At 61.0% G+C, this 23,365-nt stretch carries 20 protein-coding genes and 1 other RNA gene; 7 read left to right on the top strand and 14 right to left on the bottom strand.

From position 1 onward, the window contains the following. The first annotated feature begins 65 nt into the window (after window positions 1–65). From ssrA to ACNAOV_RS02705, 3 genes are all read left to right on the top strand, one after another. Window positions 66–464: a transfer-messenger RNA gene (gene ssrA / locus ACNAOV_RS02715) on the top strand. A gap of 250 nt (window positions 465–714) precedes the next feature. Beyond that, window positions 715–969 carry a type II toxin-antitoxin system RelB/DinJ family antitoxin gene (locus ACNAOV_RS02710; protein WP_416517866.1) on the top strand — a complete coding sequence of 85 codons (255 nt, stop codon included), beginning with the start codon at window positions 715–717 and terminating at the stop codon, window positions 967–969. Continuing rightward, window positions 962–1,240: a type II toxin-antitoxin system YafQ family toxin gene (locus ACNAOV_RS02705; protein ID WP_416517865.1), complete on the top strand. Its 279-nt coding sequence runs from the start codon at window positions 962–964 to the stop codon at window positions 1,238–1,240. Before ACNAOV_RS02710 ends, ACNAOV_RS02705 begins: the two co-directional genes overlap by 8 nt. A 322-nt stretch (window positions 1,241–1,562) precedes the next feature. On the opposite strand, the gene ACNAOV_RS02700 is transcribed toward ACNAOV_RS02705, so the two are convergent. Then, window positions 1,563–3,002 carry an FtsX-like permease family protein gene (locus ACNAOV_RS02700; RefSeq protein WP_416517864.1) on the bottom strand — a complete coding sequence of 480 codons (1,440 nt, stop codon included), beginning with the start codon at window positions 3,000–3,002 and terminating at the stop codon, window positions 1,563–1,565. A gap of 271 nt (window positions 3,003–3,273) precedes the next feature. On the opposite strand from ACNAOV_RS02700, the gene ACNAOV_RS02695 reads away from it, so the two are divergent. Beyond that, window positions 3,274–3,420, top strand: a complete 147-nt coding sequence (locus tag ACNAOV_RS02695) for a hypothetical protein (protein ID WP_416517863.1) — start codon at window positions 3,274–3,276, stop codon at window positions 3,418–3,420. 163 nt (window positions 3,421–3,583) lie between these two features. Here ACNAOV_RS02695 and ACNAOV_RS02690 read toward each other — a convergent pair whose 3' ends face one another. Continuing rightward, window positions 3,584–5,641, bottom strand: coding sequence for a peptide MFS transporter (locus ACNAOV_RS02690; protein ID WP_416517862.1), 2,058 nt, complete (start codon window positions 5,639–5,641; stop codon window positions 3,584–3,586). On the opposite strand from ACNAOV_RS02690, the gene ACNAOV_RS02685 reads away from it, so the two are divergent. Next, entirely contained in the window at window positions 5,628–7,946 is a 2,319-nt protein-coding gene (locus tag ACNAOV_RS02685) for a beta-L-arabinofuranosidase domain-containing protein (protein ID WP_416517861.1), read from the top strand. The two genes, ACNAOV_RS02690 and ACNAOV_RS02685, sit on opposite strands and share 14 nt — an antisense overlap. A gap of 21 nt (window positions 7,947–7,967) precedes the next feature. On the opposite strand, the gene ACNAOV_RS02680 is transcribed toward ACNAOV_RS02685, so the two are convergent. Next, window positions 7,968–8,210, bottom strand: coding sequence for a hypothetical protein (locus ACNAOV_RS02680; protein ID WP_416517860.1), 243 nt, complete (start codon window positions 8,208–8,210; stop codon window positions 7,968–7,970). Between ACNAOV_RS02680 and ACNAOV_RS02675 the strand changes: the two genes are divergently transcribed. Both ACNAOV_RS02675 and dtd read left to right on the top strand, forming a co-directional pair. After that, window positions 8,109–8,870, top strand: coding sequence for an AraC family transcriptional regulator (locus tag ACNAOV_RS02675; protein ID WP_416518128.1), 762 nt, complete (start codon window positions 8,109–8,111; stop codon window positions 8,868–8,870). The two genes, ACNAOV_RS02680 and ACNAOV_RS02675, sit on opposite strands and share 102 nt — an antisense overlap. A gap of 18 nt (window positions 8,871–8,888) precedes the next feature. After that, window positions 8,889–9,389, top strand: coding sequence for a D-aminoacyl-tRNA deacylase (gene dtd / locus ACNAOV_RS02670; protein ID WP_416517859.1), 501 nt, complete (start codon window positions 8,889–8,891; stop codon window positions 9,387–9,389). On the opposite strand, the gene ACNAOV_RS02665 is transcribed toward dtd, so the two are convergent. The 11 genes from ACNAOV_RS02665 to rsmH all read right to left on the bottom strand — a co-directional run bounded on the left by ACNAOV_RS02665 (window position 9,382) and on the right by rsmH (window position 23,362). Continuing rightward, complete coding sequence (locus ACNAOV_RS02665; protein WP_416517858.1) at window positions 9,382–10,629, bottom strand: cell division protein FtsQ/DivIB; 1,248 nt, start codon at window positions 10,627–10,629, stop codon at window positions 9,382–9,384. The genes dtd and ACNAOV_RS02665 overlap by 8 nt on opposite strands. After that, window positions 10,626–12,236: a UDP-N-acetylmuramate--L-alanine ligase gene (gene murC, locus ACNAOV_RS02660; RefSeq protein ID WP_416518127.1), complete on the bottom strand. Its 1,611-nt coding sequence runs from the start codon at window positions 12,234–12,236 to the stop codon at window positions 10,626–10,628. Before murC ends, ACNAOV_RS02665 begins: the two co-directional genes overlap by 4 nt. Window positions 12,237–12,333: 97 nt before the next feature. Continuing rightward, window positions 12,334–13,566 carry a UDP-N-acetylglucosamine--N-acetylmuramyl-(pentapeptide) pyrophosphoryl-undecaprenol N-acetylglucosamine transferase gene (locus tag ACNAOV_RS02655; protein ID WP_416518126.1) on the bottom strand — a complete coding sequence of 411 codons (1,233 nt, stop codon included), beginning with the start codon at window positions 13,564–13,566 and terminating at the stop codon, window positions 12,334–12,336. A 70-nt stretch (window positions 13,567–13,636) separates the two neighbouring features. After that, window positions 13,637–14,860, bottom strand: coding sequence for a peptidoglycan glycosyltransferase FtsW (locus ACNAOV_RS02650; RefSeq protein WP_416517857.1), 1,224 nt, complete (start codon window positions 14,858–14,860; stop codon window positions 13,637–13,639). Next, window positions 14,844–16,283: a UDP-N-acetylmuramoyl-L-alanine--D-glutamate ligase gene (gene murD / locus ACNAOV_RS02645; RefSeq protein WP_416517856.1), complete on the bottom strand. Its 1,440-nt coding sequence runs from the start codon at window positions 16,281–16,283 to the stop codon at window positions 14,844–14,846. Before murD ends, ACNAOV_RS02650 begins: the two co-directional genes overlap by 17 nt. A 79-nt stretch (window positions 16,284–16,362) precedes the next feature. After that, on the bottom strand, window positions 16,363–17,466 hold the full coding sequence (gene mraY / locus ACNAOV_RS02640) for a phospho-N-acetylmuramoyl-pentapeptide-transferase (RefSeq protein ID WP_029677929.1): 1,104 nt from the start codon (window positions 17,464–17,466) through the stop codon (window positions 16,363–16,365). Window positions 17,467–17,540: 74 nt separating this feature from the next. Next, window positions 17,541–19,067 (bottom strand): UDP-N-acetylmuramoyl-tripeptide--D-alanyl-D-alanine ligase, encoded by a 1,527-nt coding sequence (locus ACNAOV_RS02635; protein WP_416517855.1) that lies wholly within the window; start codon window positions 19,065–19,067, stop codon window positions 17,541–17,543. Window positions 19,068–19,076: 9 nt separating this feature from the next. Further along, window positions 19,077–19,958: a UDP-N-acetylmuramyl peptide synthase gene (locus ACNAOV_RS02630; RefSeq protein ID WP_416517854.1), complete on the bottom strand. Its 882-nt coding sequence runs from the start codon at window positions 19,956–19,958 to the stop codon at window positions 19,077–19,079. A gap of 46 nt (window positions 19,959–20,004) precedes the next feature. Further along, window positions 20,005–21,786: a peptidoglycan D,D-transpeptidase FtsI family protein gene (locus tag ACNAOV_RS02625; RefSeq protein ID WP_416517853.1), complete on the bottom strand. Its 1,782-nt coding sequence runs from the start codon at window positions 21,784–21,786 to the stop codon at window positions 20,005–20,007. After that, entirely contained in the window at window positions 21,783–22,274 is a 492-nt protein-coding gene (locus ACNAOV_RS02620; protein ID WP_416517852.1) for a hypothetical protein, read from the bottom strand. The genes ACNAOV_RS02625 and ACNAOV_RS02620 overlap by 4 nt, the downstream gene beginning before the upstream one ends. Continuing rightward, a complete protein-coding gene (gene rsmH / locus ACNAOV_RS02615) occupies window positions 22,271–23,362 on the bottom strand; it encodes a 16S rRNA (cytosine(1402)-N(4))-methyltransferase RsmH (protein ID WP_416517851.1) in 1,092 nt (363 codons plus the stop codon). Before rsmH ends, ACNAOV_RS02620 begins: the two co-directional genes overlap by 4 nt. Window positions 23,363–23,365 lie beyond the last annotated feature (3 nt).

Raw genomic sequence — 23,365 nt, 5'->3', positions numbered from 1 at the left:
CCATCTGTTGTATACTGACGAGGCTGGCCCAAATTGGCGCCAGCGGAGCTTGATAATTCAAGATTGGGGCTGATCGGTTTCGACGGTGACCTGTTCGTCGCAGGGAAGCGTGCCGAGAACGCGGGGGTCCGCTCGTTAATGTCCTCCCGCAAACAACAAGTGCTAAATCTAACCGCACTGAGTTCGCTCTCGCTGCCTGAGCTTCGCGCCAGGATTAACCAGTGAGCAGCTGCTCCGTTCACTCCCCTTCGCCTTCGGGGGGATGCTGAGCGTCATTAAGAAGACTTGCCTGAACTGCCGCGCCACAGGGCGGTTCGGGGACTTTTACTGCGGCTATGCCCGCCACCGGTTGTCTGCGACACAGGTGGGGGCAGACAGATAGCCACAAAGGCCAGCAGACTACGCACGTAGAAGACTGAGGGTGCGGTCACCGGACCGGGGTTCAATTCCCCGCAGCTCCACAAGACAAGGGCCAGCCGAGGCAACTTGGCTGGCCCTTTTCATACCGCTTTACGGTTCAAGAATCCATATCTTTGCATTTCTAGTGCATCATATTGTCCATACAATCTTATTCATGAATTCTTGGTCATCTCTTTGCTTTATTTTCAGAGTTAAAATAACTCCAAGACAACTCCAAGACAACTCCAATCGGAGCAAGAATGATATAATTCTGGAGATAACGAGGACTAATTGAGCAATCGGAAGGTGAAAGTAATGAAAGAGACAGCGCGAATTCAAATTCGCACCAGCGAAGATATGAAGCGTCGAGCCTCACAGCTTTTCGAAGATCTAGGTCTTGATCTCGGCACGGCGATTAACATGTTTCTCTCTCAGTCCCTGCGCGAAGGAGGACTTCCATTTCGCTCCCAACTTTCCAAATTTGACATGGAAATGGAGGACGCTGAGGCTTCGCCGGTCACTCGTGCGGGTCATGTAGAGAATATGAAAGACATCATCCATCATGTATGAGTTTGCATATACACAGAAGTTTCTGCGTGATGTCAAGAAAATCAAGAAGAAGCATTTCGACTTAAGCAGGCTCGATCAAGTGCTCGACGATTTGGCCGACTACAATTCAGCACTGCTTAAACGTAGATACCGAAATCACCAGTTGAAAGGACGCTGGTCCAAATATGAGGAGCTACATGTCGACGCAGACTGGCTCCTGGTGTACAAGCGCGATAAGAATCGAATGATTCTTACCTTGATGACCACCGGCAACCACGATCAAACACTGTGACATATGTGGAAGTCTGGGTGATCGAGCCTTGTTCCGACTGACACGAATCACTGTACTCAATACACAAATTTGACCGCCAATTGTTTATCCACTTCTCAGTTAAAGAGTTAATCGTCAGTAGGATCTCCTCAAGATTAACGTGCCATAATGGCGATACCCATCTTCGAGCAGCCAACATGTATTTGCTGTATTGACCAGCACTGGTCAATACAGCAAGGAACTGCAGGTTGATGAATATGTCACACAGCCATGGCCGAGATCAGTGCTTGGCAAGACCGCTCAATTACGCATCGCGAGCCCAGGAGTAAAAGTTCATTGTCAATCATTCGCCTATGGCACCTTGCAGAATAGCTATGGGCGAGCGTCTCAATGCAGGCCGCGCCGTCAGCATGGTTGCCAGCGACCCGACGACGATGATTGGCAACCCGCAGAAAAGGAAAAACTGCCAAGGAAAAACTACGCACAGACTGTGTATAAGGGGCCAGTAGACCATAGCTGTGCTCAGTCCGACCAGTCCGGTGCCGCCTGCTGCGATGATAATGCCTGTAGTCATCACGATGGTGCCGTCCAATGTGGATATAGCAGTAAGCTGCTGCGGTTTTGCCCCAGCGATTGACAGGAGCGCCAGATCGAGGTCACGATCCCGAGCGGCGATAGCGAATCCCGCGATCACGCCGACCAGGGCGACAAGCAACGCTGCCCAGAAACCATAGAGCAACTCCAAGGTTCCACCTGATGTGGCATTCGCTATTCCCGGTACCTTGTTCATGGCGACGGTACTGGTGCCTCCGGCAGCCAACAGACCGCCGACCAGAAACATACAGGCAGTCAGAGCTATAACTGTTGAGCCGAATGTAGTGTCTCGACTCCTGACCACAGCCTGTGAACGCGCTATCCGCCAGACGGCAGACGATGACGGCACCAGAGCAGTCCAAAGTTGAGTGACCCAGCTTATAACTGGTCCCCCAGAACGTGCCAAGGCAATCAGAAGCAAGAGAATGGCGAAAAGCGGTCCACTTCCAACGGCACTTATGACCGCCTGGACTTGCTTAGGATCCAAGGGCCCAGAGCCGCTGTGCGAAAGATAGGCAAAGACAGGCAACGGCAACAGCAGCAAGGCCAGCCCAAGAAAAAGGGATACAAGACCACGTCCATGTCGGGGGCGGTCAATCGATTCGCTCTCCTCAGCACGGCGCACCACCCGGACTGGTGTCATCTTTCCCAAATCCTGCAATGTTCGGCTGGTCGCCAAGACGGCCGTGGCCAACCCCACTGCGAGACCAGTCAGGGCAGACCTCGGAAAACCGCGCCAGGTAAAAGCGAAATGCACCGGTATTCGCATCCCGGTGGAATACCAATCGAGGATCCTTCCAGCCAGCGCAGGTGAAAGAGCCACGGCAACAAGGGAGGCCGGCAGAACCAGAATGATCACCTGCAAAAGTGTAAGTAGCAGGATCTGCTTAGGCGTGGCTCCCAACAGCGAGATAAGGGCCAGGCCTCGCCGACGTTGGCGAATTGATGCCTGCAGTGTCTGCTTGATCACCAAGCAGCCGAGCACAATGACCGTGAGGAAGACCAGACTCAGGGCCGAAGCCAGACTCTTGGCGGGATCTCTGGTCTTGACCGACAGACCCTGGTAATAGCTGTTGACTCCCATACTCACACTCATGGCGCAGAGCAGGGTTTGGGTAACCACAAGAACGATAAAGACGCCAGCCCAGATGCCACTATTGGCTTTCAAATCACGTAAGGCCCAAGTCATGTTTCATTCACCTGCCACGTCCTCGTGCGTACATTCTGCTATCCACCTCTATGTATATGAATAGCCGATCTGCGCGGAAGATAACATCCGGCAAACCCCTGATTTGCCCCTGAATCAACCCCGATTCCTTCTTGCAATGGACCGTCGACCACTCCCCTGCTCAGAATCTGATTCAGGTTCCCGAACAGCCACAAAACGGGCCGAAAAGGGAACCATATCCTCGTGGACCGTACTGACCACCACCCTGGGCAGTCTCAGAATCCTGAGCACAATGTGGCCGGACGTATGCATATGGGAGCATAATGAGCCCGCCCAATATTTCTACCAAGTCATGGGCTCCATGCGGACCGGCGAGCACACCTTCACCTTGGGCGAGGACATTAATACCGACCGGATGATGACCGCAGCAATCAATTAATGGCTGCATCCGTACAAATGAGCGGCACCGGAAGCCGCAAAATTGCTGATGACCTCCGGTGCCGCTATCAACAACTAGCACAGGGCTGTTGCGAAAATGCTCGCCTCTTTACTATCACGCGGTCTTTGTCGAGATCATCGCTCGACAAAGACCAGTCCACTCATCAATCATCGAGAATCATGGATTCAAAACGCTTGCTGAACATCATTACCACAACAGCAACAACAATTTCCAAAGTGCCGATGATGAGGAATAGAGGAAGTTGCTGATCCAGCGACTTCAACCTTCCGTAGACGACCAGCATGATGGCGGTACCGATGGCTGCAGACAAGGTTAGTGAGGTCTGCATCTGCGTCTCGTAAGATTTCGGAGCAATGGCAGCAACAGTTGAGTTAGCTGCAACACCGTAAGGGAATCCACCGAAATTGCTGACCAAGTAATAAACCAACAGCCATACCACCGAGTATTTTCCGGCGTGAGGATTGAGCACGACAGTCGGCACAATCAGGACGAAATTAGCAATGCCAGAGAAAAAGAAACCGAAGCAGAGACGACTGGTCGACTTCCAACGCTTGCCAAGATCAGTGACCCAGAACCAGCTGAAGAAGAGCCCCGAAAGCAAAGAAATAATACCCACGATAGTTGTGAAAGATCCTGGCGCGATTTCGATGCCCCAGAACTTGCGGTTGATCCGCTGATCCAAGAACATCAGCAAGGTGGTTCCTTGGATGGCGTAATCCACACCAATCACGATTTGCATGATAAACAGTGGAGTCACTGCACGCAACCGATGCCGTTCAGTGCTGCTAATGCGCTTGGAACGCCAGATAATGGCAAAGAAGAGAATCGCCACCACAAATGTGCATGAACTGACGGTATTGGCCAGGCTGTTCACACTGACCTTCTTGGACAAGAGCAACACGGCTATGAAAGCACCAATGACAACTAGGGCCACCAGTGCGATTAGACTGTAGCGCTTCTTCTCTTGGGCGCTCAAGGGCCTGGACGGCTTTGAACCCAAGGATCCGAAGAAACGATTACCGGGCAAGCCGATAATAGCGGCATAGAGCAGGGCCGCGACCGCCCCGATAGCAAAGCCGTAGTGATAGTTGACCAGCCCCAATTGAGCAGAAATCACAGGAGTGATAAAGCCCGCTATGTTGTTCGCGATGGCGTGAATGGCGAAGGCCCCGTCACGGCGACTGTCATCGCGGTGGAAGAGCATACCGGTCAACGAGGCGTTGGAGGCACCGACGATAGGAATGTTCATGAGAACCATGCCCACTATGGCAAAAGCGCGACCCTGACCGATTGAGAATGCAGGGATAGCAAGAAGGCCGCAGGACAGCCCCTTGGTGATATTGCCAATGACCAGCGCCTTGCGAGCGCCAAAAACTCGATCAGCCAACCAGCTACCCAGTATTTCGAACATGGAATTGATGGCCGCCACGATGGCGATAAGCTGGGCCGCCTCACCCTGGGTGAATCCCAATCCTTTGGTCCAGGGCTTGTAGAGATAGTAAATCATCACAGCCCCGTAAGAGGCCCAGCAGATGGAGTTGAAAAGGTTGCCCGTTGCCAGTATGCCAATGCCCTTGGGATAACCGAAGAAGGAACGATCTGATCTTAGATGTTCCAATTCCTCCTCTTGACGATGATCGACCTTGAGACCGGATTCATCGACCACCAGGTTTGAATCCTGCTGGTCCTTGTCCGACTGCTCGTCGACATGTTCCAATGATGTTGCCATACGCTTCTCCTCGCTTCTCAATGGCACCGACCCTCGTTGTTCGGCACCCTTTTGCTCTGCGTGGAACCACAGGCTGTTCCACTGTGAACGGTAAATCTTCTGTCCCTCGGCCTTAGGTGCAAAGAGAATGGAAAAAGGTGGATATTTCTCGGTAATACCATCCGGCAGCTGCTCGGCAAAGTTCCCCTGGCAGGACGTTCCTTGCTCAGAAAGCGCGCCATTGCACGGATTGCAAGAGAATAGAAGCCAGCCTGAACCACTCCAGGCCAAAGACACAAGATTGTCCACCCATTCGACGATTTCCCCCACCTTCACAATCGGGCTTTCGTCCATAGACTGATGAGGTAAGGCGCACCAAGGCGTCGGGGCAGAGCGGCGCCGACGGATCGGAGACGACCCGACGGAAAGCATGACCGGCCAGAATCCGCCTGTCAACGGAGGAAGTAGGTAATTCATCATGACATCATCCATGCACACTGATCAGGATTGCGTCGACGAAGCGGCCCGTCAGATCTACATCGGCAACACGGGCACCGTGGACTTCGACCTGAAACTGCCGACCGAAGGGATGGAGGGAACCACCATCGGATGGGCCAGCAGCGACGATCGATGGGTGACCCCTCAAGGCAAGGTCAACCAACCCGAATACGGCCTAGGCGACCGGAACGTGACATTGACCGCGACCGTCACCAAGGGCGGTGCCAGGGCCCAGCGCAGTTTCGATGTGACCGTGCTGCAGATGCCCAACAAGATTGAAGTGCGCAAGGTCTACCCCATCGAGATCAAAGCGCACAAGGGCGCCACCTACTATCTGCCCATGTTCACGGCCGTGCTGACCAAGGACGGGCAGAAGGTCTCCCAGCGGGTCAACTGGGACGAAGGCGTTGGACAGCGGGACGAGCAGATCGGCGAGCACGACTTCCAGGGGTCCATCGACGGAAGCGACATCCGCCTGCAATGCAAGGTTCAGGTGGTTGACGAAGACCCAGAACAGCCTGTGGATTCCAGCCCCAGGGTCCGCCGCGTGCCAATCTCCCGGGTGCGGCTCCACGGTGATGGCATGCTGGCGGGCAACCAGCGCCGACGGATAGCCTTCCTGAAGACCCTGGACGACGATCAGCTCCTGGTGGAGTTCCGCCGGGCCGCCCACCTGGACACCAAGGGCGCCAAGCCCATGATCGGCTGGGATGCTCCGGACTCCAACCTGCGCGGCCACACCACCGGCCACGTCCTGTCCGCATACGCCTTGGGGTATGCCGCCACCGGCGACAAGGACATTCGGACCAAGCTGACCTACCTGGTCGACGGTCTGGCCGAGGTCCAGGCCGCCTTTGCAAAGAGCGGAGCCACCAAGCCGGGCTTCCTGTCGGCCTACGACGAGAGCCAGTTCGACAAGCTGGAACAGTACGCGCCCTACCCCACCATCTGGGCGCCCTACTACACCCTGCACAAGATCCTGGCGGGGCTGATCGACGCCTACCACTTTGCCGGCAATGAAACGGCTCTGCGCGTGGCCTCGGATCTGGGCGACTGGGTCTATGACCGCGTCCACCGTCTCCCCCACGAGCAGTTGCAAAACATGTGGAGCATGTACATCGCCGGCGAGTTCGGCGGCATGAACGAATCCCTGGCCCATCTGTACGCCATCACCGGCCGTAAGGAGCACCTGGAGGCCGCCCGCCTCTTCGACAACGACCGTCTCATGGTCCCCATGCGTCAGAAGGTGGATGCCCTTGGCGGGCTGCATGGCAACCAGCACATCCCCCAGGTCATCGGTTCGGTGGAGCTCTTCCGCCATACCGGACTGCCCTACTACCTGCAGCAGGCCGAGTTCTTCCTCAAGTCGGTCATGGGCCACCACATCTATGCCATGGGCGGCACCGGGCAAGGGGAGATGTTCCAGCAGCCCGACGTGATCGGCGCCCTGCTCAAGGACAACACCGCCGAGTCCTGCGCCTCCTACAATCTGCTCAAGCTGTCGGCGCTCCTGTTCTCCTTCGACCCAGACCAGGAGTATGCAGACTACACCGAGCTGACCACACTCAACCACATCGCCGCCAGCACCGACCATGTGCCCCAGGGCGGCAGCCTCTACTTCTTCCCCACCCAACCGGGCGGCCGCAAGGAGTTCGATGAGGAGAACAGCTGCTGCCACGGCACCGGCCTGGAATCGCACTTCTACTACGCCGATGGAGCCTTCTACACGGACGAGACGACCCTGTGGATCGAGCAGTATCTGCCCTGCAGCCTGAACGACATCGACCGGAAGATCGCCCTGAACGTGGACGTGGACGACCGCCACCCCGAGAAAGTGACCATCACCATAGAGGCTCTGGACAGGCCGCGCCTGGCCCTGCGCATCCCCGTCTGGACCCGCGGCAGGTTCCACATCGACATCGATGGTACCCCCGTCTCCCAGGATCTCATGGGTACCGACCCGGCTGTGGCGGTCCTGGATGCGAGCGCCTGCGGTCTGGATTCCTGGTCAGGAACCACCGTCACGCTGACGTTCGACCCGACCATCCGGCTGATCGGCACCCCTGACAGGCCCTCCCTGGCCGCCGTGGCCTGGGGCCCCTACATGCTTGCCGCCTTGAGCCCCAGCACCGACATGCAGAGCCTGAACATCGACCGGAAGGATCCCGGGTCCGCCTTTGAACGCCAGGGCGAAAAGCTGGTCTTCCGTCACCGGGACAGCGGCTTGGAGTTCGTCCCCCTCTGGACCATTGACCATGACCAGCCCTACCATGCCTACGTCGAGGTGGCCAGCCACTGACCGCGTCCTCAGGCCAAGATTTCACAGACAGTAAGGACGGTCAGCACGTATCAGGCAATCATCACCAGTTTCCCCAACGATGCGGCGGTCTTCAAATCCGCAGGGCGCTTCATCGGCACCCCAGGATGGATTCATGAGCGCCGCACCGTTGACAGCTTTGAGCTGATTCTGGTTGAAGAGGGTGTCCTCCCGCTGACCGTAGCCGGACGACAACGTGATCTGAAGGCAGGCGGTCTGCTGTTGATCCCGCCCGGCACCCCTCATGAGGGCAGTCGACGGCTGGGACAAGAGCCGCTGACCTTCTACTGGGCCCACTTCACCTTGCCCGACTGGAAAGGGGTTCAGGGCCTGACTGACGAACAGAGGGATGGAAAGGGCCAGGGCGTGGCACGCGTGGTGCTGCCCCTGGATTTTCGTCTGGCAGACAACAACCGGGTGACCGTCATGTTCAACCAGCTGCTGGACATCTATCAGCGCACCTACCCGGAGCCCAGCCCCTACTGCAGCTATTTCATGACCTGTCTGCTCATGGAGATCTCCATGGGAGGGCCCGCGCCCAAGGACTCTCAGGAAGCGGACGACGAGGACAGCACCCTCCAGAAGGTCCAGGATTGGATCCGCATCAACGCCTGCGACCGGATCAGTGTGGCCAGCGTGGCGGAGAACTTCAATTACTCGCCCTCCTACCTGTCGACCATCTACAAGCGGCGGTTCGGCATAGGCATCACCGGGCAGATCAGGCGGGTGCGCATCGAAAGGGCGCAGGAGCTGCTCCTGTCGACCTGCATGGGCGTCAGCCAAATCGCCGAGGCCTGCGGGTATGACGACCCCAAGTACTTCATGCGGGTCTTCAAACGGTTCTCCGGCCTGACACCAACCAGGTACCGCTCCAGCTTTTCCCTGCGGCACTACAACAACGCCTGAAGTCCTTAGACTGAAAGCATGAGAATCGTCATACAGCGGGTCAGCCATGCCCGGGTCGATGTGGTCGACGAACAGGGGCAGCCGGATCCCGATTTCAAACCCCAGAGCATCGGCACGGGCCTCTTGCTCCTGGTGGCCGTCCAGGATGGCGACGCGTCTGACCAGGTGGACTATGCCGTCCGCAAGCTGACCCGGATGCGTATCTTCGCCGACGAGGAGGGCCGGATGAACCGGTCGGTCCTGGACTGCGGCGGCTCCATCCTCTCCATCTCCCAGTTCACACTATATGCTGATCTGCGTCGCGGCAACCGTCCCAGCTTCATGGCGGCCGGAGAGCCCCAACATGCCCAGAGCATCTGGCAGGACCTGAACCGGGCCCTGGCCGCGACCGGTGTCCCTGTCGCCGAAGGTCGCTTCGGTGCCCACATGCGAGTGGATCTGGTCAACGACGGCCCTGTGACCATCCTGCTGGACACCGACAGGCTGATGAAGACGGCTGTTCCTCCAGCGACTATTTAACGATGGGTCGCAGAGGCGCCGATACGTCCAACTGATGCTTGTCGCCAATCTTGGACGGATCATTGATGATCTTGTCGACCACGGCCTGCTTGAGCTTCAGGTCGGAGCCGTCGCCCCAGATGATGACATGCCTGCCCTGATCCAGCTCGGTGGTGATCGAGTCCTGGGTCTCCGCAGTCACCTTGGTCACCGAATGGCGCATGGCCTCGGGCATGCTCGACAGAATCCGCAGGGTCTGCCTGACCGCCTGATCCTGCTGGGCCCGCTTGACGGTGGCCACCTGGATGACCGGCACCCCGTCCACCGGCTTGGACACAGTGTTGAGCGCCCTCCCCTGCCTGTCGACGGCCGTCAGCTTGCCCTGTGCATCCTTGAAGACCGCCGTGGGCTCCTGGGCATCGAAGGTCACCTCCAGACCGTGCGGAAAACTCTTGCGGACCTTGGCATCGGTCACCCCGGCCATGCCGCTGATCTCCTGCTCGACGCCATTGGTGGAAACCAGCAGCAACGAGCGATCCACTTGATTGGCCACGATTGAGGCCACCCGATCGTTGGAGACCCAGGCATTGCCGCCGCTGACATCGATCTTGTCGGTCTGCAGGCGAAAGACCGGCGAGAGGAAGAGCAGCCATGCCAGTCCTGCGATCAGCGCCATGACCAGGATGACAACGCCTGTCCGGATAAGGACCAGCCTGCGGCTGACCTTCTTCTTCTCGCGCACCCGGGCCTGAAAGTCCAGCACCTTGGGACGAACGAAAATCCCCAGCCCCTGCTCCTCCTGATCAGTGCCGATCCTGCCTGAGACAGGCCGGTCCGGCGGTATGGTCCGGGCATCAACGAATCCTCCGGCCGAACTTGTCGTGCGTGAGGTCGCAGACTTTGAGGCCGAGGCCTTGTTCCCTTTCACCAGGGATCGGGAGGATGAGGAGGCCGACCTGGCACTGCGAGTCCGGGATCCGCCTGGATTCTTGGTACGATTCAGACGACCCTTAAGGCGCTTCGACCGCTTGAGACGCCTGCCCTCGCTGCCGGTCTTTTCAGTCTTGGACCGGCGGCCTGACAGTGCTGCACCATCGGAAAGAGTCGACCTGGCCGATCTGGCAGTTCTGCTGGTCCGCTGTTCCTCTCCCGAAGACTTGGTGCGCCCAGACCGGGCCGTCCGTGCGGCCTTGGCAGCCCGGACGGCCCTGGTCCTGGATGAAGCCCCACTGGAGGCGCGGCGACCCTTGCCGGTCTTCACTGCTCGTCCCGTTCAGCCAGCCTGTCAAGAATGACCGGCCCCATGTCGGTTACATCGCCGGCGCCCACAGTCAGGATCACATCACCCGGCTCCGCCCGCTCAGCCAGATTCAGAGCGGCCTGACGCATGTTCGGGCAGGCCTGGAAGATAGCTCCAGCAGACCTATTCCCGGAATCCTGAGACTCCTGGCCCGATGCCTTGCGGGCGGCAGCGGGGATGGTTCCGGCATCCACGCCCGGGAAATCGCTGGCAAGCTCACGCGCGGGGAAGATGTCAGTGACGGTCACATCGTCCGCCAGAGACAAAGCCGCCGCAAAACGGTCGGCGAAGATGGCGGTGCGCGAATACAGGTGGGGCTGGAAGAGCACCCTGATGGTCCGGCCAGGATAGCGTCGCCTGGCGGCGGTCAGCAGGGCGGCAATCTCCGTAGGATGATGGGCGTAATCATCCACTACGGTGACCCCATGCCGGATTCCGCGGACCTCGAAGCGTCGAGAGGCTCCACGAAAGTCGGCGGCAGAAGCGGCGGCCGTACCAGGATCCATCCCCAGCAGGATGGCGGCGATGATGGCTGCGGAGGCATTGCGGGCGTTGTGGATGCCGGGGATCGCCAGATCCACCTGCAGATCCAGCGGCTTGCCGACCTCCAGCCCTGCCGCCTGGAGCACCTGCGCGGGGAGAGCCAGACGGCAATGCTCACGACCGCTGCCGCTGCTCTCGGACTCAGACCCGATGCGCACCAGGCCCAGAATCCCAGGCAGGGAGTCAATATTCAGTTGGGAATCCGAAGTATAGACGATAATTCTGGCCTGGCAGTCCCCGTGAAGCCGTCGCAACACCTCCAGAGCGCCCTGGTCGTCCCCACAGACCACCAGGAAGCGGCGGGCATGCCGAGCATGTTCCACAAAAGCCTGGTGGAAGGCATCAGCCGTGCCGTAGTGGTCCAGATGGTCGGGCTCCACGTTGGTAATGATGGCGATGTCCGGGGTGTACTTGCCAAAGCTGCCGTCGGACTCGTCCGCCTCGGCCACCAGGACCCGTCCGGCTCCCACATGCCCACCGTCCATGGGCCCCTGGTCGCTCTGGAGGCTGCCTCCGATGGCATAGCTGGGATCGGCCAGATTCCCACCGCCGCCCTTGGTCAGCAGGTGGGCCAAGAGGGCGCTGGTCGTGGTCTTGCCATGGGCTCCGGCCACGGTGACTGAAATCCTGGAAGCCATGAGCAGGGCCAGAATGTCGCTGCGATGTACCAGCCGAGCGCCGGCGTCACGAGCTGCCAGGATCTCGGGATTGTCGGGCTTGATGGCACTGGACCAGACCACCGTGCGGGCCCCGGCCACGTTGCTGGCATCTTGACCGATGGTGACCCGAATTCCCAGTTGGCGCAGACGACGGGTTTTCTCCCCCTCGGCGCGGTCGGAGCCGGAGACCTGAACCCCTTCCTGGTGGAGCATCTCGGCAAGCACGCTCATCCCGGCCCCGCCTATGCCGATGAAGTGTGTGGGACCCAGGTCCTTGGGGTCGCTCACTCCGGCCTGGGCCAGGGCAGGCAGGCAGGGGTCCAGGACCGGCAGGGACCGGTCACCGCTGTCCTGCCGACCGGGCACTGTATTCAATTCATGCTTGGGCACAGTAGTTGCATCTCCTCCAACAGTTCAGGACCATTCAAGACGGTCGCCCGTCGCCTGCCTCCATTATGCCCGATTAGGCCCTCCCAGAATCCTTGCGGGCAAGGTGTTGGTCGGCCATGGTCAGAATCTGCTCGGCCATCACCTGGGCGGCGTCGCGAATCCCGTACTCCCAGGCCCGACGGCGCATGTCAGCCAGCTTATCCCTGTCGGCCATGAGGGCAGGGACATGATCGGCTATCCATTGAGCATTCAGGGCCGCATCATCCACCATGAGCCCTCCCCTGGCATGGACGACCGGCTGAGCATTGAACCGCTGTTCACCGTTACCAATGGGCAGGGGCACGTAGATGGCGGGCACGCCCAGGGCGGCCAGCTCACTGACAGAGCCGGCACCAGCCCTGCAGACCACCAGATCAGCGCAGGCGAATGCCAAATCAATCCGCTCCAGGTATTCGGCCATGTGGTAGTCCCCCTGGCCCCGGTGGGCTGGGTCCAAATCGTTGATGGCCGCATCGCCCAAGTCAGCCACCACCTGCTTCCTGACCTGGTCGGCCTTGCCACGACCCGTCAGATGGATGACCTGGGTTCGGTCCAGCAGCTGCCGGGCTGCGCCAGCCACCGCCTTGTTCAGACTGAGCGCACCCAAGGATCCCCCAGTCACCAACAGGATGGGTCTATCGGGATCCAATCCCAGAGACTGCGCAGACTCCCGCCGGGCTCCTGCAGGGTCAGCCTCCATCTGCTTGGCCAGTCGGGCAATGGCCGGCCGCAGGGGCAGGCCCACGCGGCGCACGGGCACTCCCGACCGGGCCCGTATGCCGGTATTCTCATAGGCTGTACCCACGAAATCAGCCCAGCGGGCACCCAGCTTGTTGGCCATGCCCGCCCGGGCGTTCTGCTCATGGACGACGATGGGCAGACCCAGGTTCCGTGCGGCCCTGTAGGCCGGCGCCGAGGCATAGCCGCCAAAGCCGACCACCAGGTCGGCCGACCGAGCCTGCAAATAGCCTCGGACCCGCTGCACCTCACGCCGCCAACGCCGGGGGAAGACCAGAGCGGCCTTGCCGGGACGTCGAGGGAAGGGCACCTTCTCAATCAGATCCAGGGGAAGTCCGGCTGCCGGTACCAGGTCGTGCTCCAGCCCGACAGCAGTGCCGATCACGCTGACAGCCGCTTGGGGACAGCACTCTCGAATAGCCGCAGCCACACTGAGCAGGGGGTTGACATGCCCTGCCGTCCCCCCGCCGGCCAACACCAGATGGGGACCAACGCCTTTTCCGGCATGCTCCTGGGCAACCCCAGGCATCCCTTTCCCGGTCCTCGTCGCTGTCGTCATCCGCGAATCCGCTTCCTTTCCGCCATGTCCATTCCGCATCTCAGGACCCGTCCGTGGCTGCCATCACGTCCGGTTGGGTCCGAATCATCTTCAGAGCCACCCCAGCCGAAGCCAGACAGGAGATCAGCGCGGTCCCTCCGGCCGACACAAAGGGCAGGGGCAGCCCGATGACCGGCAGCAGGCCCAGAACCACGCAAATGTTGACCAGGGCTTGGCCCACCAGCCACACATCCAGGCAGATCAGCACCATGCCCGCATACCGGTCCTTGGTGGTCAGGGCGATTCTCAGCATGCACCAGCCCATAACCACAAAGACCAGAATAAGCATGGCTGCCCCTACAAAGCCCAGCTCCTCGCCTATGACAGCGAAGATGAAGTCATTGTGTGCCTCGGGCAGGTAGTTCCACTTCTCCCTGGAGTTGCCCAGCCCGACCCCGGTCAATCCCCCTGAGGCCATGGCGTAGAGCCCATGGATGGACTGGTAGCAGACCCCTTGAATGTCGTCCTCCGAACACTTGCCGTAGGCGGCCAAGATCCGCTGGGTTCGGTTACTGTTGCCGTAGACCGAAAAGCCGATGACCGCGGCCATCCCCAGGACTGCCAGGCTGAGCAGCCAGCGCAGGGGGAAGCCCGAGACCAGAAAGGCCACGAAGCCGATAATGACGATGATCATGGCCGTTCCCAGGTCCTTGCCCAGCATGATCAGCAGGAAACTGACAATAAAACCGACAGCCGGCTTGGCATAGGCCTTGGCCAGGCTCTTCAGATCGGAATCCTCGCCGGCCTGCCGTTGGGCTTCAATCAGGGCCTGGGGCAGCCACAGACACAGGGCCAGCTTGAGGAGCTCGGCCGGCTGCATGGATATGCCCCCCACCGAGATCCACCCCTCATTGCCGTTGGCAGAACGCCCCAACGGAGTGCGGGTCAGCAGCTGGATGCCCTGGCTGGCAATCAGAAACCAGGTGCTCCAACTCCGGTAGTGGTCGACGCTGATCCTCAGGGCCAGAAGGGCCAGCAAGAGCCCCACCACTGCATATATGCTCTGGCGAATGACCTGGCTCCAGGGTGAGCTACCCTGGGCCACCAGATCCACAGCCGAGGAGGAGAAGACCATCATCAGGCCGAAGACCGTGGTGGCGACGACTGTAGCCAGAAAGCCGTAGTAGCACCAGAGCGGATTGAGTATAGCCCGCCAGCCCCGGTAGTCCCCCTTGCCGCCGGACTCCCTGGAGGGAGCCGTGTGCGGATCAGTGTCGCGCTTCATGCTCGTGGACCCATTGTGTTGCCTGCTGGGCAAACTGGTCGCCCCGGTCGGCATAGGAGGCGAACTGATCCATGGAGGCGCAGGCGGGTGCCAGCAGAACAACCTGGCCGGGCCGTGCATAGGATCCTGCCGCACGAACAGCTCGAGCCATGACCTGGTCGCCTGTACCAGGATCGATCAAGGTAACCGGAAGATCGGGCGCCTGGTCCTTGATGGCCTGGACCATGGGCTGCTGATCCTGACCGATGATCACGGCTGCAGCCAGCTTGGATCTGCGGGACCGGACCAAATTGTCGAAGCGGGCGCCCTTGGCCAGTCCGCCGGCCAGCCAGACCACCTGGCCGTCATGGTAGCTGGCCAGGGAGGCCTCAGCCGCGTGGGCATTGGTGGCCTTGGAGTCATCCACAAAGCGGATGGCCTGCGCACCCTGGCCCAGGGTAGCCACGGTACTGATCCTGTGATCGCCGGGCGTGAAAGCGCGCATGGCCTCGATGGCCGCGTCGACACGGGCCCCAGCGCCCAGTGCCAGAGCCAGAGCGCAGAGGGCATCAGCAAGCAGATGGGGGTAGACCGTGCCATCGGGCTCGCACAGGTCCGTCAGATCGGCCACCCGGACCAGCCTGACCCCCTCCTCAGGATCCTGACCAGTCAATCCGCTGCGGTCCACTACCCAACCGTCTTCCACGCCCAACTGTCCAGACTCGGGCCGACCCAAGGTGAAGCCCACCCGTCGGCAGCCGGGGGCTGGCTGAGCCTGTCTGGCCAGGTCGGAGACCCGGGAATCATCTGCGTTGTAGACCAGGGCCTTGCGCACGCCCCGGTAGACGCGCGCCTTGTCGGCCGCATAGGCCTCGAAGCCCCCGTGCCAGTCCAGATGGTCGTCGGCCAGATTGGTGATGGCCGCGCACTCCAGAGCCGGCGAGAAGGTGAAGTGCAGCTGGAAGGAGCTCAGTTCCACGCAGAGTATGTCATTGTCAGGGTCCAGAACGGCTGTGGAGACGGCCTTGCCGATGTTGCCCACCGCCGGGGCCGTAAACCCGCTGGCCTGCATCATGGCGGAGACCATCCTGGTGGTTGAGGTCTTGCCGTTGGTACCGGTGATCCCGATCCAGGGTGCTGGACGGCCGGTCCGTGTTGAGGGCACCCGCAGCAGCCAAGCCATCTCCACCTCGCTGACCACGGGGATGCCCCGACGCTGCGCCTCAAGGATAAATGGAGTACGCGGATTGAAGACAGGCGAAGCCATGACCAGATCCACCTGGCTCCAGTCCACCTGGTCGAAGTCATGAAGATCAGCCTGTGGGGCACGCTGGTCCACAGTGATCGCACCAGCTGCCCGTCCTCGCAGGGCTGCGGCCACGCTCCGTCCGGAAATGCCCAGCCCGGCGACCAGTACGCGCTTCTGGCTCAAGTCCATATCCATGAACACCTCATTCCGCTAGCTCCGGCATCTGCTTGGCATGATACCGGCTGCCGAAGTCCGGTACCGTGAATGGACGCACTCAGATGGGCAGCCCGGAGCGGACCACCCAGTCTGCATAGAAACAAACCAGGGCCAGCAGGACGAAGATCAGGTCCACCATCCAGAATCGGACAACCACCTTGGACTCCTGCCAGCCCATCAGCTCGAAGTGGTGGTGGATGGGGGCCATCTTGAAGACCCGCTTGTGGGTGAGCTTGAAGTAGCCCACCTGGATCACATCAGAGGCTGCCTCTCCCACGAAGAGACCGCCCAGGATGACCGCCAGCAGCTCGGTATGGGTGGCGATGGACAGGGCTGCGAAGAGCCCTCCCAGAGCCAGGGATCCGGTATCGCCCATGAAAATGGAGGCCGGATTGGTGTTGTACCAGAGGAAGCCGAAGCAGGCCACGGCCGCGCAGCAGGCGATGATGGCCAGGTCCAGGGGGTCTGAGACCGCGTAGGCATGGCCGGGATGGCCGCCGCCCTTCAAGTGGTAGCTCTCCCAGAAGGCGATGACCGTATAGCCCACGAAGGCGATCATGGAGGAGCCCGAAGCCAGCCCGTCCAGGCCATCGGTCAGGTTGACCGCATTGCTCCAGGCCGTCATCAGCAGATTGACCCAGATGATGAAGAGCACCACGGACAGGACGCTGCCTGCCATTCTGAAGTCGATGATGGGCTGCTCCACGAAGGATATGCCCGCCTGGGCACTGGGATAGCCGTTCTTGGTGGGCAGCTTCAGAGCCAGCACCGCGTATATGGTGGCCAGAATGAACTGGCCGATGAACTTGGCCCTGACCGACAGGCCCAGATTCTGCTTTTTGCGCACCTTGGCGAAGTCGTCGATGAAGCCCAGGAAGCCCATGGAAAGCATGGCGAACAGGACCAGCATGGCCGACAGGGACACGGACTCCCCCCGGGACAGGTAACGATAGAGCGCCGAGGCCGCCCATCCCAGCAGAATGGCCAGGTTGATGACCAGCCCGCCCATGGTCGGGGTACCGCGCTTGACCAGGTGGGACTTGGGTCCGTCCTGGCGGATGTACTGCCCGTAGTGCAGGCGGTGGACCAGCCGTATCAGCAGGGGGGTCCCCGCCAGCGTCACCACCAGGGCGACCAGGATTCCGATGATGAGGGCAATCACAGTGTGTACTCCAACTCTTGGATTCTGTCCTTGAATATTAGACCCCGCTGCGGGGATGCCAGTGGACCCATAGCTCAGCCCTGCCACCGGTCGGGCAGATCGGACAGGCCAGACATGTGTGAGCCCTTGAGCAGAACCAGATTCTGCCGGTCCGGATGCCTGACGCATAGGCGGCGAACCATCTGGTCGGCCTGGTCAGCGTCCCGGGCAAAGAGGACACACATGGACCCAGGCTGATCCTCGCTCGGATCGGATGGGCCACCGGCACCACGGACCAGGGCCTGGACCAGAGCATCCATCTGTTGGTCCCGGCAACCCACCGCGACCAATGCATCAATGCCCTGGCGACGACAGTAGGCACCGATCTCCTGGTGCAACTGCTCCCCTCGATCACCCAACTCAAGCATGACCCCCAGGACCGCTATCTGATAGACCGGGCCATCGGATCCCTTCCAGGCGGCCAGGGCGTCCAGACCGGCCCGCACGGAGTCGGGATTGGCGTTGAAGGAATCATCGATCAGGGTGAAGGAGGCATCCGGCAGCCGGACCGACGACAGGGCCATCCGATGCGGACTGATTTGCCGCTGTTCGCCCAGTTCATCGGCAATGCGCTCTGCGTCCAGACCCAAGGCGTGGGCCACCGTGGCGGCGGCCAGGGCGTTCATGACGTTGTGCCGTCCCGGAATGCCCAGACGGAGTCGAACCGGCTGCTGGCCGCGCAGGCGCAGCTCGAAGGCCGGCCTGTCCAGACTGTCACTGTCCAGATAGCGAGCCGATCCGTCCAGGTTGCGATCCCGCCCGCCGTCCTCAGCGGCCATGCCAAACCGCAGAACAGGCCCAGAGGCCAGATCGGCCATGGCGGCCACCCGGGAATCGTCTGCATTGAGTACGGCGGTCCCGCCCGGAACCAGGCCTTGCACGATCTCGCTCTTGGCCTGGGCGATGCGCTCCACGGAGCCGAATTCTCCCAGGTGGGCCACTCCCACCTTAAGGACCAGGGCCATGTCCGGGGGAACCATCCGGGTCAGACTTGCTATCTCGCCCACGTGGCTGGCGCCCATCTCCGCCACCAGGTAACGGGTGTCCGGCCCGACCTGCAAGGCGGTCACAGGCAGACCGATCTCATTGTTGAAGGACCCGACCGGAGCCACCACAGGACCCAGCAGGGCCAGCAGGGAGGCCAACAGATCCTTGGTCGTGGTCTTGCCGACAGAGCCGGTGATACCGATGACAGTGAAGGGACCTTGGGCCTTGCGCCGACGGTCTATGTTGGCCCGGGCCAACAGACCCAGGGCCACAACCGTATCATCCACAAGAATCTGAGGCAGGTCAGCGCCCGGAACCAGGTGGTCGACCAGGGCCGCGCGGCAGCCCTTGACACCCAGACCGGGAACATAGTCATGGCCATCCACATGCTCGCCCTTGATGGCTACGAAGAGTCCATCGGCCCCCGCCTGCCGGGAATCTGTCACCACCCGCATGCGCACCGACCGCCGATCGGGTTCGCGACCGGGACCGGCCTCGAACAGCCGACCGTGCACGTATTCGACGACCTCTTCCAGGGTCATGGGCATGGACCCGGCCCCTACAGACTGACTCATCCTCACCTCTCAGGACATTTCGCGGGAGACGCGCAGGGCGCTCCTGATGTTGTTGCGTTTGACGCCGGCGGCCATGGTCATGGCGATGCACAGGGACAGATCGTCGCTTTCCGCATCGGCGGGCAGGGACTGGCGGGCCAGCACGTCTGATTCCTCGTTGCGCCTGGCTACGATGGTGTGCCCGCCCAGGCTGAACCCATATCGGCGGGCCCTGGAGATCAGTCGCACGTGCCGCATATCGCGGGTGGAGCCCTCCTGGGCGCCCAGGGCCACCACATCCAGGTCCACCGCCTGCAGGGCATCCCTGGCCAGGGTCTGATCATCCACGGAGATGACCACGGCGGCCGCTCCGTCCTCCAGGGCGATGGACAGACTGCGCTGCACATCGAACATGCTGAGGGGGTATTCCAGGTCCAGTCGCCGGTCCAGCGAGTATGAGCCCTTGGCGCTGAGAATACCGACGGGATTGCCCAGCACGTGCAGGAAGTCGGCCAAGAGATCCACCTGGTCCTGCACCTGGGAACCGACCAGGGCAAAGACAGCCAGAGCTCCCGAGGGATCACCGGCGGCATTGGACAGCAGCTGGCCCATCTGCCAGGGGTGCATGGTGCCGAAGAGCAGGGGTATGTTGGCTCGTCCCACCTCCTGGCGGGCCGAAGTCGGCAACAGGGCTGCGTAGGCCCCTCGGCGCTCGGCCTCCTCGATCATGCCCTGGTCCACCTGCTGATCTGCAGGCACATAAAGGCTGCCGGGCCGCACTGAGGGCAGGTCATCCACCAGTGATGTCACCGTAACTGGTTCAGCGAAGTCGGGAACCAAGGTAAGCCCGTAACGCCCCTTGAGCTGACCCAGGGTCAACCGTCGGGAGATTGATTCACTCAGCGCACTCATGCTGCAATCTCTCCTTTGTCCGGGAACGCCATGATGCCTGCCGGTATCACCATGTTACCGGGATAGCATCGGTTCTGGGCTGGGACGTGGGGACCTGGTATTTCTGCATAAGGAATTCACCGATCTGGGCAAAGATGGGACCGGCGGTGACTCCGCCGAAAACCCCGGCATTGCTGTGGGGGTTCTTCAGCACCACAGTGATCACAAAGCGGGGATCGTCAGCGGGCAGTATACCCACCCAGTCACTGACGATGCCGCTCAGCCTGCCGGAGCTGTCGGCCACCTCGGCGGTGCCGGTCTTGGCGGCTATCCTGTAGCCTTCCACCTTGACCGTCTTATCGTATTTCTCTGACACTGACTCCATTGCGTTCATGACCTCAGCGGCCACCTTCTCGTCCACGACCCTGACCTGATGGGCTTTGACTGCCCCTTGACCGCGGATGATGGTCTGGTCGGAACGGACCCCCTTGTTGGCCAGGGTAGCGATGGCATTGGTCAGCTGGACGGCGTTGGTGGCATAGCCCTGGCCGAACAGGACCGTATTCCTGGTGCGCCGGTCCCAGGTCTGAGGCGTGGTCAGCAGTCCCTTGGACTCCCCCGGAAGACCCAGGGCCGAAACCTGACCGATGCCGAAGCGGGTCAGATAGTCGTAACGCTTCTGGTCCGGGTAGTTCTGACCGGCCATGACCATGCCCACGTTGGAGGAATTCTGCAGAATGCCGGCCAGCGTCCAATGCTCATCCCCATGGTTGAAGGAATCCTTGTACTGCTGGTTGTCGAGGGTGATGTGGTCGGGCACCGTAAAGCGGTCGGTCATGGAGTGCACCTGCTCCTGGAGCATGCCCGCGGCCGAGATGGTCTTGCCGACCGAGCCGGGCTCGAAGGTCTCCGCCACGGCCCTGGAGGAGTTGACCTTGGCCTGGTCGCTGCCCGCCTGGTAATCGTCGGTGTCGGCCAGGGCCAGGATCTCGTTGGTGTGGGTGTCCTGAACCACTGCCAGGGCCCAGTCCGCATGATAGTTCTGGCAGCCTGACTTGAGGGCCTGACGGACGTACCAGAGCACGTCCTGATCGATGGTCAATCTCACGTCCTTGCCGTTGACCGGATTGCGCTGACGGGTCACGGTTCCGGGAATCTCCTGGCCCAGCATCCCCTGCTGATAGACCGTATAGCCGTCAGTGCCGGTCAGCCGTCGATTCTCCATCTGCTCGATTCCGGCCACGCCCTTGCCACTGTCGTCGATGCCCCCGATCAGGGCTCCCATCAGATCCGCGTGAGGGTAGGTACGTTCGCTGCTCAGTTCGGCCGTGATGATCCCCTGCAGACCCAGCTTGTCGATGGAGCGCTTGACCTCGGGAGTCACCCGCTTGGCCAGGACCACGTACCGTCCGGGGACGCTGAGTTTGCCGCCCAGCTCCATGGCGTTCATCCCCAGGGCCGGTGCCAGAAGGCGTGCCACGCCGGCAGCACCGTCGGCACCCACCGGGTGACCCTTGATGCTGTGGCAGTCACTGCCTGTGCGCTTGGTGCAGTTGATGGGTATGAAGGAGGCAGCCGCCTCGGGATCGCCGATGATGTTATACCGCTCCAGGCTCTGGGCAAGCACCCGGCCATTGACGTCCAGAATGCGGCCACGTTGGGCCTTGATGGTATGCGGCACGGTGCGACCCGCCGCAGCAGCCTGGGCCATGGACCTTCCGTCGAAGAGTTGGATATAGGCCAATTTGCCCAAGGCCAGAGCCGCCACCAGGATCAGAATCAGGCCCACGGACAAGGAACGTTTGCAGAAAGACAGGTGCCAGGAGTGCTTGGTTCCCTTGCCACTCATGGATGTGCCGCCTTGCCCTGGGCATCCTGAGGGGGCTTGTAACCCTGCAGATCGATGGAGTTCAGACCCTGTTGTGGCTGCATGCCCAACTGCTGGGCCTTGTCCGGCAGGGATGCCTGAAGCTGATCGAGCTTGTTCTGGTCATCCTGGACGTCCTGGTTGAGATTGCTGATCTCATGCTGGATCCGGGTGGCTTCAAAGGAATCCTGGACCATCTGGGTGCGTAGCATCAAGGAGCCGAACATGCAGGCAGCCAGGAAAACCACGGAGGTCATGATGCGCAGCAGAGGATTGCCGCGGGTCCGGGTCCAGCCGATCAGACGCCGGGCTCCCTCAGCCACTGGACCTCGTTCGGGCTGGCGTGCCTTGCCTGTCTTACCTGTGCCCTTGATCAGACTGAGCTCAGGCCTGGTGGGCATCTCCTGGATGCGGGGATGCCCCTTGTCCGGCGAGGCCTTGGAACGGACTGAACGTGCTGGCATGGTCATGACCGGCGCCTCGATTCCGAACCGTGGCCGACGTGACGACGGCGACCATCTGGACCCTCACCACGGACCTCGGCCTGAAGCCGACGACGACGCTCCTCCGGGATGGCTCCGATCATCTCCACGGCCCGCAGGCGTACAGAGGCGGATCGGGGGTTGCGTTCTTGCTCGGCCGCGTCTGCCTTGATGGCCCCATGTGTCAGATCCGACAAATAGGGGCGGGCTTGTTCAGGCACCACCGGCATGCCCGCCGGCAGGTCCACATGCAGCCCTGGCCCCATGAAGCGCTTGACCATACGGTCCTCCAGGGAGTGGTAGGACTCCACAATCAGACGACCCCCCTGAGCCAGCCGCAAAATGGCCTGGGGCAGGGTGCGCCTCAAACGATCCAGCTCCCCATTGACCTCGATGCGCAGGGCCTGGAAGACCCTCTTGGCTGGATTACCCGGGGGACGATGACCACGCGGCACAACCCTGTCGACCAGACGGTCCAGCTGGGCCGAGGTGGTAAGTGGCTGCTCCTGCCTGGCCTCCACGATGGCCCGGGCGATGCGTCCTGCATAGCGCTCCTCCCCATACCGGGAGAAGATGTCGGTCAACTGGTCCTTGTCGTACTCGGCCAGAACCTGTGCGGCCGTCAACTCCTGGCTGGTGTCCATGCGCATGTCCAGCGGGGCATCCTGCCGGTAGGTAAATCCCCTGTCGCGCTGGTCGATCTGCAGGGAGGAGAGCCCCAGATCCATGAAGACCAAGTCCACCTGGCCCAGGCCCAGGGCATCCAGTTGCTGGTCCAGCTGGTCAAAGGGGGCGTGCACCGGCGTGAAGCGGTCGGTCAGACCCTCGTCGTGCATCCGGCCTGTGGCCAGATTCAGAGCCTCAAGATCCCTGTCAATGCCAATAAGACGGGCCTGAGGGCAGGACTTGAGGAAGGCGGTGGCGTGACCGGCCAGGCCCAGCGTGCAATCCACAGCCACGGTGCCCGGGTGATCCAAGGCGGGTCGCGCCAGCGCAAGGCAGCGCTCAAGCAGGACGGGACGATGGACCATGCCGCTGTCCACAGCCTCCTGATCGGGCGGATTGCGATTTTCCATGAG

Source organism: Bifidobacterium asteroides (assembly GCF_048001765.1).
In the GTDB taxonomy this organism is placed as follows: domain Bacteria; phylum Actinomycetota; class Actinomycetes; order Actinomycetales; family Bifidobacteriaceae; genus Bombiscardovia; species Bombiscardovia asteroides_K.
This window is presented reverse-complemented; position numbering and strand designations above follow the sequence as displayed.

Excerpts from the sequence above, each read along its gene's own strand:
- ACNAOV_RS02650 (WP_416517857.1), bottom strand. The coding sequence starts at position 14,860 with ATGAAGCGCGACACTGATCCGCACACGGCTCCCTCCAGGGAGTCCGGC.
- ACNAOV_RS02635 (WP_416517855.1), bottom strand. The coding sequence starts at position 19,067 with ATGAGTCAGTCTGTAGGGGCCGGGTCCATGCCCATGACCCTGGAAGAG.
- ACNAOV_RS02630 (WP_416517854.1), bottom strand. The coding sequence starts at position 19,958 with ATGAGTGCGCTGAGTGAATCAATCTCCCGACGGTTGACCCTGGGTCAG.
- ACNAOV_RS02705 (WP_416517865.1), top strand. The coding sequence starts at position 962 with ATGTATGAGTTTGCATATACACAGAAGTTTCTGCGTGATGTCAAGAAA.
- ACNAOV_RS02625 (WP_416517853.1), bottom strand. The coding sequence starts at position 21,786 with ATGAGTGGCAAGGGAACCAAGCACTCCTGGCACCTGTCTTTCTGCAAA.
- ACNAOV_RS02710 (WP_416517866.1), top strand. The coding sequence starts at position 715 with ATGAAAGAGACAGCGCGAATTCAAATTCGCACCAGCGAAGATATGAAG.
- dtd (WP_416517859.1), top strand. The coding sequence starts at position 8,889 with ATGAGAATCGTCATACAGCGGGTCAGCCATGCCCGGGTCGATGTGGTC.
- ACNAOV_RS02685 (WP_416517861.1), top strand. The coding sequence starts at position 5,628 with ATGACATCATCCATGCACACTGATCAGGATTGCGTCGACGAAGCGGCC.
- ACNAOV_RS02655 (WP_416518126.1), bottom strand. The coding sequence starts at position 13,566 with ATGCCTGGGGTTGCCCAGGAGCATGCCGGAAAAGGCGTTGGTCCCCAT.
- ACNAOV_RS02690 (WP_416517862.1), bottom strand. The coding sequence starts at position 5,641 with ATGGATGATGTCATGATGAATTACCTACTTCCTCCGTTGACAGGCGGA.
- ACNAOV_RS02620 (WP_416517852.1), bottom strand. The coding sequence starts at position 22,274 with ATGACCATGCCAGCACGTTCAGTCCGTTCCAAGGCCTCGCCGGACAAG.
- ACNAOV_RS02680 (WP_416517860.1), bottom strand. The coding sequence starts at position 8,210 with ATGAGGGGTGCCGGGCGGGATCAACAGCAGACCGCCTGCCTTCAGATC.
- ACNAOV_RS02695 (WP_416517863.1), top strand. The coding sequence starts at position 3,274 with ATGTGGCCGGACGTATGCATATGGGAGCATAATGAGCCCGCCCAATAT.
- murD (WP_416517856.1), bottom strand. The coding sequence starts at position 16,283 with ATGGATATGGACTTGAGCCAGAAGCGCGTACTGGTCGCCGGGCTGGGC.
- rsmH (WP_416517851.1), bottom strand. The coding sequence starts at position 23,362 with ATGGAAAATCGCAATCCGCCCGATCAGGAGGCTGTGGACAGCGGCATG.
- ACNAOV_RS02700 (WP_416517864.1), bottom strand. The coding sequence starts at position 3,002 with ATGACTTGGGCCTTACGTGATTTGAAAGCCAATAGTGGCATCTGGGCT.